The sequence below is a fragment of the Rhizobium sp. IY2 genome (genome assembly GCF_047532935.1).
Taxonomy (GTDB): domain Bacteria; phylum Pseudomonadota; class Alphaproteobacteria; order Rhizobiales; family Rhizobiaceae; genus Rhizobium; species Rhizobium anhuiense.
In genome coordinates this window covers 304,294-317,329 of the sequence record NZ_JBLKNU010000007.1, presented here as the reverse complement: position 1 = coordinate 317,329, position 13,036 = coordinate 304,294, and the positions used below count along the sequence as shown (strand labels likewise).

The 13,036-nt window shown below is 59.5% G+C and carries 9 protein-coding genes; 2 read left to right on the top strand and 7 right to left on the bottom strand.

Annotation, left to right across the window (positions count from 1 at the left end; all coding sequences use genetic code 11):
- The coding region (locus ACMUVN_RS22255; protein WP_414815446.1) for a N,N-dimethylformamidase beta subunit family domain-containing protein at nucleotides 1-3,430 on the bottom strand (3,430 nt) is incomplete at its 3' end.
- Nucleotides 3,431-3,995: 565 nt separating this feature from the next.
- Between ACMUVN_RS22255 and ACMUVN_RS22250 the strand changes: the two genes are divergently transcribed.
- Both ACMUVN_RS22250 and ACMUVN_RS22245 read left to right on the top strand, forming a co-directional pair.
- Nucleotides 3,996-5,306, top strand: a complete 1,311-nt coding sequence (locus ACMUVN_RS22250; RefSeq protein WP_174824524.1) for a polysaccharide biosynthesis/export family protein — start codon at nucleotides 3,996-3,998, stop codon at nucleotides 5,304-5,306.
- A gap of 79 nt (nucleotides 5,307-5,385) precedes the next feature.
- Nucleotides 5,386-6,894, top strand: a complete 1,509-nt coding sequence (locus tag ACMUVN_RS22245; protein ID WP_097545106.1) for an O-antigen translocase — start codon at nucleotides 5,386-5,388, stop codon at nucleotides 6,892-6,894.
- Between the two features lie 76 nt (nucleotides 6,895-6,970).
- Here the strand turns inward: ACMUVN_RS22245 and ACMUVN_RS22240 are convergent, their stop codons facing one another.
- The 6 genes from ACMUVN_RS22240 to ACMUVN_RS22215 are packed head-to-tail and all read right to left on the bottom strand — an operon-like array spanning nucleotide 6,971 to nucleotide 12,502.
- Nucleotides 6,971-8,188 (bottom strand): DegT/DnrJ/EryC1/StrS family aminotransferase, encoded by a 1,218-nt coding sequence (locus ACMUVN_RS22240; RefSeq protein ID WP_047619769.1) that lies wholly within the window; start codon nucleotides 8,186-8,188, stop codon nucleotides 6,971-6,973.
- Entirely contained in the window at nucleotides 8,185-9,156 is a 972-nt protein-coding gene (locus tag ACMUVN_RS22235; protein WP_029868052.1) for an NAD-dependent epimerase/dehydratase family protein, read from the bottom strand. The genes ACMUVN_RS22240 and ACMUVN_RS22235 overlap by 4 nt, the downstream gene beginning before the upstream one ends.
- Entirely contained in the window at nucleotides 9,153-9,872 is a 720-nt protein-coding gene (locus ACMUVN_RS22230; protein ID WP_097545104.1) for an acyltransferase, read from the bottom strand. Before ACMUVN_RS22230 ends, ACMUVN_RS22235 begins: the two co-directional genes overlap by 4 nt.
- Entirely contained in the window at nucleotides 9,862-10,965 is a 1,104-nt protein-coding gene (locus ACMUVN_RS22225; protein WP_029868054.1) for a DegT/DnrJ/EryC1/StrS family aminotransferase, read from the bottom strand. Before ACMUVN_RS22225 ends, ACMUVN_RS22230 begins: the two co-directional genes overlap by 11 nt.
- Nucleotides 10,962-11,999 carry a Gfo/Idh/MocA family protein gene (locus ACMUVN_RS22220; RefSeq protein WP_029733100.1) on the bottom strand — a complete coding sequence of 346 codons (1,038 nt, stop codon included), beginning with the start codon at nucleotides 11,997-11,999 and terminating at the stop codon, nucleotides 10,962-10,964. Before ACMUVN_RS22220 ends, ACMUVN_RS22225 begins: the two co-directional genes overlap by 4 nt.
- A complete protein-coding gene (locus ACMUVN_RS22215) occupies nucleotides 11,996-12,502 on the bottom strand; it encodes an acyltransferase (protein WP_047619763.1) in 507 nt (168 codons plus the stop codon). The genes ACMUVN_RS22220 and ACMUVN_RS22215 overlap by 4 nt, the downstream gene beginning before the upstream one ends.
- Between the last annotated feature and the right edge of the window lie 534 nt (nucleotides 12,503-13,036).

Here is a 13,036-nt window from a genome sequence, read left to right as displayed (position 1 = left end):
TGTCGTTGGTCAGCACGTTGCCGCTCGCAACCACACCACCCGAACCATTGGCGACACCACCCTTCTCCGTCGCGTCCCCCGCATCGGCAACTGCCGTCGGCGTCGTGTTCGAGCTCGGCGTGGTAAACATCACATCGACCCAATAGTTCGTCGACTGGAACGTGCTCGTGGGGAATAGGCTGTTGCTGCCATAGCGGTAGACGCCGTTGCCGCTGGCCGGCGCCGTGAGCGACCCGCTCGTTACGTTCGAGGTGAAGTAGCCGGTGGTCGTGGAATAATGACCGCTATTCGTGTGATAAGACGCCGTATAGGTTTGTCCGACTGTCAGTGACACCGGGCTGGTGAAATAGGCAGTCTGCCAACCGCTGACCGACTCATTCGTGAAGGTGAGGGTCGCAAGCCGCGTGCCGGTGCTCGACCATAATGAACCGGTATGCGTGCCAGTATCCAGGTCGCCCTTGTAGAAACGAATGCCGGTGACGGTGCCTGCCACGGAGGTCTGGAATTTGACGCCGAGTTCAACGGCTGAGCTATCGTTGGTGTTGACGACCGCCGGCGTCGCGGCGCCGAAGAGAGAGGTGTAACTCGGCCCGCTGACGGTGACCGTGCGTCCCGCCGAGGGTGTTTCCAGGTTGATGTTATCGTCGACGGCGCGAGATCGGATGGTGTATGTGCCCGCTGTCTGCGGCGACCAGGTATAAGTCCAGTTCTCATCGCCCGTCGCCGGATGCCAGCTTGCCCCGTTGTCCGTGGAAACCTCGACGCCGGCGATGACCCCGCCGCCCGTATCGGTGGCGGTACCTGTAATCGTGACTGCGGAGCCAACGGTCGCCGTTGACGGCGCCGTGATGATGGAAGTCGGTGCAACATTGTCCGACGAAGCGGTTGCCGCGACGAGCCCGGATTGCAGCGTCCCGGGCTGAATGCCCATATCGGCAAGCAAGTTGACCATTGCCTGCTGCACGCGCGGGTCCGTCGGCGTCGCCGTGAGATCGTGGTTGTCGCTCAGGCCCCATGTCCAGTAGACCGTGCCGGCGCCGAACACCAATGCACCGCTGGGCGCGCGATAGAGCGTCAGATTGTGGGTCGAGGTCGCATTGCCGGTCGTGTTTCCGTAATCGAGCAAGTAAGTGCTGACCGGAAGCGTCGTCGACGACAGCTTCACGAGGCCGGCCGGATCAAAGCCGTTGTCTACAGCTTCGTCCCATTCGTAACCAAGATAGTTCTTGGTGAGCGTCGCCGTCTGGCCAGGCTGAAGATTGGCGACGCTGGTATTGCGCCAGAAACGCAGATTGGCGTCGTCATAGGGAATAGTGATCGCCTGGAGATTGCTGCCGACATCGTCGACCTTGAACAACTGTCCGGTCAGTGAGTTTTCCGGGTTTCCGCCGCCGATAGCGGGTGGGCTGAGACGCGGATCCCGGAATGTGCCCGTCCATTCGTTGGAAGGGTCGATGCTGGCGGTGGGCGACCAGGTCTCCTTATAGGAGATCAGCGTGCGATAGGGCGTGCCGTCGGCGCTGTAGGCATTGCCCCAACGGGTGCGCCAATAAACCTCGTTGCCGCTCCAGAACATCAGGTTGACGCCCGCATCGCGCGCGGCTTCGACATTGGTTCGCTGCTGTCCAGACCAGTATTCGTCGTGCCCGGCATCAACATAGGTTTTGTGATTGAGCAACAGGCTGCCATAACGGTCGACGTCGACACCCGACAGGTAGGAGACGTCATAGCCGTTCTGTTCCAGCCAGTAGATGCCTGCATATTCGGCGCCGAACAGATAGTCCTGCGGACCGGCATAGGTGCCGACCCCGCCGCGGGTCGCAATCGGCCTGTTGTAGCTGACCGCATAGGCACGACCCGCCCCCTGGCCTGTCGCCGGACCATTGCCGCCATAGAAGTTAGCGCCACCCCAGCCGTTATAAGCTTGCCATGTCTCGTCTGCAGTCTGGAAGACGATGTCGCTGTGGCTGTCGTCATCCCGCACGATGAACGGGATTTGATTTTCGCCAAAGGTGCCATCCTGTCGCACGAGCTTGGCGATGTAGACGCCCGAGACGGCATCATTGGGTACGGTCCACGACGCCGAGACTGCCCAGTTGCCGGCATCCACCGTGCCGGTCGAGGCGTTGCGCAACGGATTGGGCTGCGTCTGCAAACCGGTATGCTGCATGGTCGCGACCTTGCGCGCGCCCATGCCGCCATAATAGCCGAGCCGATAGATGTCGATCCGATAATTGGTGGAATTGGTATTGATCTTGAAGCTGACCGTCTTGCCGTTGTCGACGCTGATGTCGGTCGCAAACCCCTCGATGTTGGAGCTACCGGCACCGTCGATGCCCCACTCACTCTCCGGGTTACCCTGCTTCTGGTTTTCCAGCACGATCGCGTTGCTGGCCGCCGCCGCCGCGGCCGCCAGATTTTGCGTTGCCAACGACCGCTGTGTAGAAGGTGGCGTTGTCACCGAGCCGGAAAGGATGCCGATACCCTTGGATGTGGACGTGCCCGTTCCGATTTCTCCGCCACCGGGCAACGATCCGTTCAAGATCGTCGAATCCGTCCACGTTGCGGTCCCGCGCCAGCCCGAGAGCGGGGACAAATCACGGTCGAGAAGCGGATCGCTGACCGAGGCGCCTATGGCCCGTTTGATCGTCTGCACATAGTCCGGGCCCTCGGTCAGCTTGGTTCCCGACAATTGACCGTCCTGTTGAAGCAAGGCGCCGCCATGCGCCCAATCGAGAATCCGCGTGGGGGAGGTAAAGTAGCCGCATCCGCACACACCAAAGGGCATGCCAAATGCCAGCGAATTAGCGCCGGCATGCTGGGCTGTCGCCTGCGCTGACGGGCTCGATTCGAGAATGACGACCTTGCCCGAGTGCGCACGCTCAGCCGCCACCGCAGCAGAACCCTGCCCGGAAACCGTCGGTGCAGGGCTTTGCGGCAGATACGGAGCCAGAGGATCGTCGCCTATGGAGCTCATTCCAGCATAGGTGCGATAAAAGGGCGATGCGGCCCCGAATGCAACTCCGTTCGCGTCCCGCTCGAAACGCGCAAAACCAAGCGTGTAGGCGGGCAACCGTGACGCGGCAGTATCAGCGCTTCGCCCCCCCGTTTCGAGATTTGTCGCGACAGTGTTGGCCATGGGCGGCTGCGCGCGGGGGATATCAGCTCGACCGTCCGCGTCGCCGATCACGCCCTCTCTCCGTCCAACGTCATGCTCATTGAGCTCCACGTTGTTGTCGGGATTGTCGACAAGCGTTCCATCATGCTTGCTTCCATCCGCGGTTTGCACGGATGTCGCAAGTTGAGCACTATCCTCGCGCCTTTCGGCAGGCTTGCGCGGCTTTCCCTCTCCGCCGACGGCCAACCATCGGGGAACCAGCGAATCCAACAGGAGGGAGCGCGAGCTCCAGCGGCGAGCGTTGCGATACATGGCGGGCACCTCTCGCGTGATTTTCAGGATCGAATCTATGAGGATCGTTTGATACGAGACCCTGAATTATAGCCGAAAAATGAGAGGGTATATCCTACGCCTTTCGCTCTACATGCGGCATCCTTTGGGCAAACGGCCGCGTTGCGTCGCCCACGTGATGGATGGGACGCGTGAGGTCGCGAAGATTCGCCCTTCCTGTGCAAGGCTCGAAGCCGCGGCGGTGGTTTCACCATCGCCGCATGGTGGCGCCAATGCTGGCCCTCCAAGCAGGAGACCACGTACCGGACCGTTCGTGCGATAGCATAGGCCGTTGGGCCTGTTGATTTTTTCGAGGCGATGCCTCTGTGTCGCGCAGAAGATATGTGCTTCTGCTCGATTTAGGCTTATGCACCCTCCCCACCCTATCAATTGTGATTAGGCAAAGTAAACGACCTCCACCTTCCTCAAGGCTTCGCCACACTGCACACTAGCGATGTGGTTTCGGGCTTGGCGTCCGGCGTTCGAACAGCGCTTAAGGAATCGGACCAGCGTCCGTTGAAGGATGTTTTGAAGGCGAGACATGTACATGAATCTATCGCACCGCGTCCCTCACCTGTTCTTTCGAGCAACGTCTGTCATCAGTGCACTCGTCTTTCTTGCCGGAGCTGCGTCACCGGCTCTCGCCGATAGCGCCCCTTTGGCTCCACAAACGAAAATCCGCCTGACGGTCGTCCAATGGATGCCGTCCAAGGGCCAGTTTGAGCGATGGGATGCGATTGGCGGCGAATATACGGTTTCGGATGCAGGTGAAGTCTCCCTGCCCTTTCTAGGGTCGCTGCCGGTTGGAAATCTGGACAGTGCCAGCCTGACCAGCGAGATTGGCAAGCGCCTTCAGGCAAAGATGGGTTTGGCCCAGACACCTGCGGTGACCATCGACGTTCTCGACTATCCGGCCATTTACGTCGTCGGAGACGTGATGGCGCCGGGAGAATACAAGTTTCACTCCGGCCTCAGCGTCCTGCAATCCCTGGCCATGAGCGGCGGCCCGTTGCGGGCTGCGGCACAGCAGCAAACGGAGACGATCAAGCTTGCCGGCGAGCTACGAGAAATCGACCATTCGCTGCTACGCAGTTCGGCAAAGCTCGCGCGGCTGCAAGCGGAGATGGCCGGCGCGAAAGAGATCGTCTTCGATCCGCCGCCCGCTGCCGATCGGCAATATGCCGAGAGTATCCATCAGGAGGAGCAGGTCATTTTTCAGGCCCGTGCAAACGCGCTCGCCAAGCAGTCGGTGGCCCTCGTCGAATTGCGCAATCTCTTGAATGCGGAAATCGATACATTGGAAGAAAAGCTGAAAGGCTCGGATGACAATATCCAGTCGGTCGAGGAGCAACTGACGAGCGTGAAGACGCTTGTCCAGAAGGGCCTCACGATCACCTCACGACAGATGGATCTGGAACGATTGCTCACCAACTATCGCTCCGACCGGCTCGATCTGGTCACCGCCATCATGCGGGGCCGCCAGGCGATCAACGAGACGACGCGCAATCTCGAGGGACTTTCCGACACTCGTCGGAGCGAGGTCGCTTCCGAAGTGCAGGCGGAAAAGGCCACTCTCGATCAGCTCAAATTGAAGCGCGACACCACGCAACAACTGCTTCTCGGAGAGCTGTCGACCGGCATCAACGTGAATAACCGCGATGAGGAACTCCCGCTGACCTTCATCGTGAGCCGGCGGGACAAGGGACAAGTCAATCAATTCCAGGCATCCGAAACGACGGAATTGGCGCCGGGCGACGTGGTCAGGGTAACCAAGCCCCGTATCACGGATGCGCCGTCCGAAGACGCCGCTGCACTGCCTGTTCAGACAGAGGCTAATATCAGTCAGGTAAGCCGGTGATCCGCGAAAGGCATGTGCCGCAATCGGCCCTGCGGCGGGCGATTGAACGCCGGCACCGGATAACGGGCATGGGCATCCGATGACTTTGCGCATGACCCCACCCAGCAGCCAGACCTACACCCAGATCCTCAAATCGACGATGCTGATGGGCGGCTCTTCGCTCGTCAATGTCGCACTCAGCATTATCAGAAACAAAGCCATGGCTGTTCTGCTCGGGCCGGAAGGCGTGGGACTGATGGGCCTCTATGGATCGATCCTCGATATCGCGCAGGCGATTGCCGGGCTTGGCGTGGGCAGCAGCGGCGTGCGCCAGATTGCCGAAGCTGCGGGCACCGATGACGCAGAAATGATCGCACGATCAGCAACAGTGCTGAGACGCATATCGATGGTGCTCGGATTGTTTGGTGCGCTCCTTCTCGCCGCATTGGCATTCCCGGTTTCAAATTTCACTTTCGGCGGCTACCAGCATGCCGGTGGCATTGCATTGCTGTCGCTGGCAATCTTCTTTCGACTGGTCTCCGCAGGGCAGACTGCATTGATCCAGGGCCTGCGCGGCATTGCCGATCTTGCCCGTATCAACGTGCTTGCCGGGCTTATCGGCACAGCTGTCAGCATCCCGCTGATCTATCTGTTCGGCCTGCAGGCGATCGCACCGTCCCTCGTGGTCATTGCGGCTGCCTCGATCCTTCCGACCTGGTGGTACAGCCGGCGGATCTGCCCTCATCCCTCGCCAATGCCCACGCGCCAGTTCGGTCGGGAAGTGTCGGCACTGCTCAGGCTCGGCTTCGTCTTCATGGCAAGCGGGCTTCTGACCTTCGGCGCGGCTTATGCCATCCGCCTCATCGTGCTGAAGGAGGGCGGTGTCATGGCGGCTGGATTGTACCAGGCGGCCTGGGGCCTTGGCGGTCTCTATGCCGGCTTCATCCTGCAGGCGATGGGAACGGATTTTTATCCGCGCCTGACCGCGGCGGCCGACAACAATGCCGAATGCAATCGGCTGGTCAATGAACAGGCGGAAATCAGCATGCTGCTCGCTGGCCCCGGCCTGCTCGCCACCCTGACGCTTGCGCCGCTCATGATGAGCCTGTTCTATTCGGCGGAATTTCAGGGGGCAGTCGATCTTCTGCGCTGGATCTGCCTTGGAATGATGCTGCGGATTATTTCCTGGCCGATGGGTTTCATCGTCGTGGCAAAGCGTACCCAGGCGATTTTCTTCTGGACGGAGGTTGCGGCGGCGGTCGTGCATGTGGGGCTTGCCTGGCTCTTCGTATCGCTGCTCGGCACGCAGGGAGCCGGTATGGCGTTTTTCGGCCTCTATGTCTGGCACAGCATGCTGATCTATGTGATCGTGCGGAAGCTGACCGGTTTTCGCTGGTCCGCCGCCAATCGCAGACACGGGCTGCTTTTCTTGCCCGCATCGGGACTGGTATTCCTGATGTTCTCGATTTTGCCGCTATGGCCGGCGACGGCGATTGGCTTCGTCGCCGTCGCTCTCTGCGGGCTCTACTCGCTGCGCATGCTGATCGACCTGCTTCCGCCGGAGTCCGTGCCCGCAACCATCCGCGGATGGATCACGAAATCTGCATAACGAAACAATGCGCGTATCCGGAGATACGCGCATTGTTTCGTTATGCAGATTGTTTTTACCTCAGGCAAATGCGGGTTCAGGCGACAGCGACATCCATGGCACGTTGCACGCTGGCGGCTCCGACGGTCGCTTCCGCAAGGGCTGCGCGCAAGGCTTCGACGACCCGGTCCATGTCAGACACGGTCATCTGGGCATAAAGCGGCAGGATTATCGTTTGCTGCTGCGCAGATACGCTTCGCGTCAGGCTCGTGGCAACGCGGTGGGAGGTCTCACCGGAATAGGCTCCCTCCAGATGAATGTTCATCACACCACGCCGAGTCGAGATACCCTGATCGAGCAGGGTCTGCATGACGGCCCGCTGGTCGACCGTATCGGGCAACCTCACACAGAAGCTCTGCCAATTGCTGCGAGCCCAGCGCGGCTCGGCCGGCAGCGAAAGCCCGACAATCGTCGACAGACGCTCGCAATATTGCTCGGCAAGCAGCCTGCGCTGGGCAACCAATTCCGGCAGCCGCCGCAATTGCTCGCGTCCGACGGCCGCCTGAAGATCGGTCATCCGGTAGTTGTAGCCCAACTCATCATAGTCTTCGAAGATGACTTGTTTGGAGCCGTGACGAACGGCATCGGTGACGCTCATGCCATGCTGGCGCCAGAGCCGGAACTTCCGGTCATATTCGGGATTGGCCGTCGTCAACATGCCGCCATCGCCTGTCGTGACGACCTTCCTGGGGTGGAAGGAGAAGCAGGCAATGTCGCCATGCGCTTTGCCGATCTTTTCCCAACGACCGTCCCACAGGATTTCGCTTCCGGACGCACAGGCTGCATCTTCGATAACCGGTATCGAGTGGCGCTTGCCGATCTCCACGATGGCGCGGAGATCGCAAGGCATGCCGAGCTGATGCACGCAGAGAATTGCCCTGGTGCGAGGCGTGATTGCTGTTTCGATCAGGCTGGGGTCGATGTTGTAACCATCCGCTTCGATGTCGACGAAGACCGGCACTGCATCACAGTATCGAATCGCGTTCGCCGTTGCGATGAACGAATGGCTGACTGTGACGACTTCATCGCCGGTGGATATGCCAACAGCCTTCAGGGCCAGATGCAACGCGGTCGTGCAATTGGACATGGCGCAAGCATGCGCGGCGCCCACAAAGGCAGCGAATTCACGCTCGAAAGCCGCGACTTCCGGCCCCTGCGTCACCCATCCCGACAGAATAACGCGGCGCGCAGCCTCAGCCTCTTCTTCCCCGAGGACGGGCTTGGCAACCGGAATTATGGATTGAGATGAGCTCATGCAGCCTGCCCTCCTGCGCTTGTCTGCTTTTGCCACCAGGCAACGAGATCGCGAAGCCCTTGCTCCATGGAGATCTCCGCCTTGAAGCCGAGGAGCCGTTCGGCCTTGCTGATATCGGCAAGGCGACGGGTCACGCCGTTGACCGTGCGGGCCTCTTTGTGCTGCGGTTCGAGCGAGGAACCCATGATGTCGCTCAGCATCTTCGCGAGTTCCAGTAGACTTATTTCCTTGCCGCTCGCGACGTTGAACACTTCGTCCGTGACATCGCTTTTCGCGGCCAGAATGTTTGCCCGGGCGATGTCGCGTGCATCGACGAAGTCCATCGTCTGGCTACCATCCCCATAGATGAGGGGCGGCATCCCGGCCACCAGGCGTTCCATCCAACGGATCAGAACTTCCGTATAGGCGCCGTAAACGTCCATGCGCGGCCCATAGACGTTGAAATAACGGAGCGCGACATAGCGCAGGCCGTACATCTCCGCAAAACTACGCAGCAGCCCCTCGTTGAATGTTTTCGCCGCGCCGTAGATCGTCCGGTTATTGTACGGATGGTGCTCTTCGGTCGTTGGAAAACTCTCGGCAAGCCCCAGAACGGAGGCGGAAGAGGCAGCAACTACTTTCGATACGCCCGCCTTGACGGCGGTTTCGAGAACGTTGAACGTCCCCTCCGCAAGGACATCGAAAGCCAGTCGAGGCTCTTCGGCGCATTGCGTGATGCGGATGGCGGCCTGATGAAAGACGATGTCGACGCCTTCGAAGACTTTTGCCAGAAGCGCTCTGTCGCGGATATCCCCGTCGATGATCTTAACAGGCGCGCTTGTTATCGCCGAGCTGAGATTGTCCCGGCGCCCGCGCACGAAATTGTCGAGGACGATGATCTCGCGAGGTTTTTCCAATGCGACAAGATCGGCAATATGCGAGCCGATCAGACCGGCCCCGCCGGTAATGAGCACCCGTTTGTCTCTCATGATCTTCCCTCACGCGACATGTTCGTCATCGGATCATTATCCGAACGCCAACGTATGAATTTCGCAGGTACACCTGCGGCGACCGAGAACGGTTCGACGTCGGAAACGACAACTGCCCCCGCTCCAATGATCGCCCCCTTCCCGATGGTCACGCCGGGAAGAATGGTCGCGTTCGTTCCGATATCGGCCTCTGCGCAGATGCGTACCGGCTTGATTTCAAGATCCGTGCGAATGATCGGCACATCCAAGGGCAGTGCCGTGTGGGTCGAGCCAAGCACCTTGGCGCCAGGTCCCCACCCGACAGAATCCTCGATCACGAGATCGCGAGCGTCGAAATAGGCCATCGGCCCGATCCAGACATTATCGCCGATCTTGCACCGGCCGTCGAAACGACCCTGGATATAGGCCTGAGCCCCGATGAACACCCCATTGCCGATGTCGAACGTCTCGGGATGTTTGAAACCGGCACCGCCTGCAACTTGCAATCCTGTGCCACAGCTCCGCGCGATGGCTTGCCAGATGGCTTTTCGCATCAGAGTATCGATGACACCGTCACCGGCCGCGAAACGACCGTAGAGCTCAATCAGGCCGGCGCGCCCGTATGACTGCCTCAGTTCTTCGGCCAGCCCGGCCTGATAGGCAGGGTCCGCCGGCCTTTCATGACGGCCGTGGACCGCCTGCACGATCCGGGCCTCGCCCGCACGATCAACTGACATAGGCGTTCTCCAGCGCGGCGGCCACCTGGTCGACGTGCCACGCCGGCATCTCCGGATAGATCGGCAGCGAGAGGACCTCCCGTGCGGCGGCTTCCGAGTTTGGGAAATCGCCGGCCTTGTAACCAAGGTCGGCATGGGCCTTCTGCAGATGCACTGGGATCGGATAGTGCAGCCCGGACTGAATGCCCTCCGCGCTCAATACGCGCTGAAGCTGGTCACGATCGCGGCTTCTGATAGCATAGACGTGATAGACGTGGCGCCGGTCGGAGATTTCGACAGGAGTCCTCAAATTCGCCGAACCGCCAAGCAGCAACGAGTAGCGGCGTCCATGGGCGCGCCGCGCTTCGGTCCAGGCTTCGAGATGCCGGAGCTTGATGCGCAGGATCGCACCTTGAATGGCATCCATGCGGTAGTTGAAGCCCTTCAGCAGATGGTGATAGCGCTGTTCCTGACCCCAGTCGCGCAGCATCCGCATCGTCTTGGCCTGATCGTCGCTGTTGGTGACGACGATACCCCCCTCGCCGCAGGCGCCGAGATTTTTGCCGGGATAGAAGCTGAAGCAGCCGGATGTGCCGATACTGCCGGCGCGCGCGCCTTTGTATTGCGCTCCGTGCGCCTGGCAGGCGTCCTCGATGACCGGGATCCGGTAGTGGTCGGCAATCGCTTTGATCGCGTCCATATCGGCCATCTGACCGTAGAGATGGACGGGAATAATGGCCTTGGTTCGGGCCGTAATCTTAGCCTCGAGTTGCGCCGGATCCATCGTCAGCGTCACGGGCTCGACATCGACGAATACCGGTCGTGCACCTGCGTAGCAGATCGCCGATACGGTCGCGACGAAGGTAAATGGCACGGTGATGACTTCATCGCCGGGGCCGACGCCTGCCGCGAGAAGCGACAGATGCAGGGCACTCGTCCCAGTGTTGACGGCTATCGCATGTTTGACGTTGCAATAGTCCGCGAATTCCTGCTCGAGGCGGGCGACCTCCTCGCCCAATATGTATTGCCCCGAGGCCAGGACACCGAGCACGGCGGTGTCGATTTCGCTCTTGATGGATTGATATTGTGCTTTGAGATCGAGGAACGGGATCATGCAATGCGCCTCGCCTCTTCGAGCTCGATGATACGACCGCGCTGGGCGAGCGACCGGCTTGCGGCTTCAAGGATGCGAACGACCCGCAGCCCGGCTTGGCCATCCGTAATGGGCCGCGAATTTTGCTCGATGCACTCGACGAACTGATCCAGTTCGCGTTTTAATGCCTCGGTCATATCGAGCTTGGGCGCCCACATGTCGCCGCTGCGGTACCCGACCATCATCTGATGCACCTTCTCGCCGTAGGCCTGAGAATTTGGGTTCAGCGTGATGCCCTTGTCGTAAACCTTGATCTTTTCGCTGGGCTCCAGATCGTCGTAGACGACCATCTTGTTGCTGCCGCCGATCAGGGTGCGGCGCACCTTGACCGGCGCCAGCCAATTGACGTGGATGTGGGCGATCAGCTTGCTTTCGAAGAAGAGCGTCAGATAGGCGATGTTCTCAGGCTCGCCGAGCACATGGCTCATGCCCGTCGCCGAAACCGCCACCGGCCTTTCCTGCACAACATGGTCCAGGATAGAGAGATCATGCACCGCGAGGTCCCAGATAACGCTGACATCGTGCTGGAAGAGCCCCAGATTGACCCGGACCGAGTCGTAATAATACATGTCGCCCAAGCCGCTTTCGACGAGTTCGCACATCTTGCGGACGGCGCCGGTGTGGACGAACGTATGATCCACGGCCAGCACGAGGCGTCTGCGCGCCGCTTCTTCGACCATCCGTGCGGCTTCCTCCGTCGTCGATGCCATCGGCTTTTCGACGAAGACATGCTTTCCGGCCATCATCGCCTGCATTGCGAGCTTGAAATGGGTCGAGACCGGCGTTGCGATGGCGATTGCATCCACCTTTGGATCGCGCAGAACTTCCTCGAACTTGTCGGTGATCGTTACTGCTGGATACCGGCTTTTAACAGCCGCCAACCGTTCGACATTCAGATCACAAACTGAAACGAGGTGCGCGCCGGCCGCTTCCGAGATGTTACGAACCAGATTCGGACCCCAATACCCATACCCGACAACAGCGATGCCGATCATTTCATTCCTCCCAACGCATACATGTCGACTGCCCCGTCATTGACGCGACCGATCACCCTGGCTGGAACGCCCGCGACAATGGCGCCATCAGGCACGTCCTTTGTTACAACCGCACCGGCGCCGACCTGGGCAGCCTCTCCGATGGTCACGCCAGGCAGAATGGTGGCGTTGCTGCCAATCGATGCGTGGCGCTTGACCAACGTCGGGATGAGGATCCAATCGGCCTCCGTCTGCAGGCTGCCATCCGGATTGACGGCGCGCGGGTACATGTCGTTCGTAAACATCACCCCGTGGCCTATGAACACGCCGTCCTCCAGCGTCACGCCCTCACAGAGGAAGGAATGGCTGGAGATCTTGCAGTCTTTTCCGACGATGACGTTCTTCTGAATCTCGACGAAGGTGCCGATGCGCGTTCCTGCGCCGATCGTGCAGCCGTATAGATTCACCAGATCTGGATGGTGGATGATGCTGCCGTCACCCAGCTTGACGTTTGATGCAATCATCCCTGCAAAACCCCTACTCCTGAACAAGCCCAGATTCTCAGTTGAAACAACAATCGCTTGATTGCACCCAAGGTTTCATACCGACAGGACAAATACTTCTCTTCACTTCAAAGAGAATTGTTTTCTTCATCTGAGTAAAGAAACAAAACGTTTAAGGTTATTCACCTAAAGGCGTATCTACTTATGACGACTTACGCCCTTATTCACGCATCGACCGACATTGGTGGTGGGGCCACCTCCCACACCCGTTACCGGACCCATGCCGGAGACGACGATTGTTTCCATGCATTTAGTGGCCCGCCCAAAATGCGGTGTAACGGCGCAGACTATTCTACAAACCGCCTAGTAATATATAAGTCTACCTTAGATTTATCATTCTATTTCCGCCTTACGATGGTAGTTGTGCGCTACTTAGCCTATATTAGCTACTGTAACGTTCCGCGAATTGTGGTATTCGATTCCTACTTTAGAGTTTCCTAAACCCCCGTATTGAGAGGGGTTGGTACTCGAAGCCGTAGTGAGAGCGTAAACGTG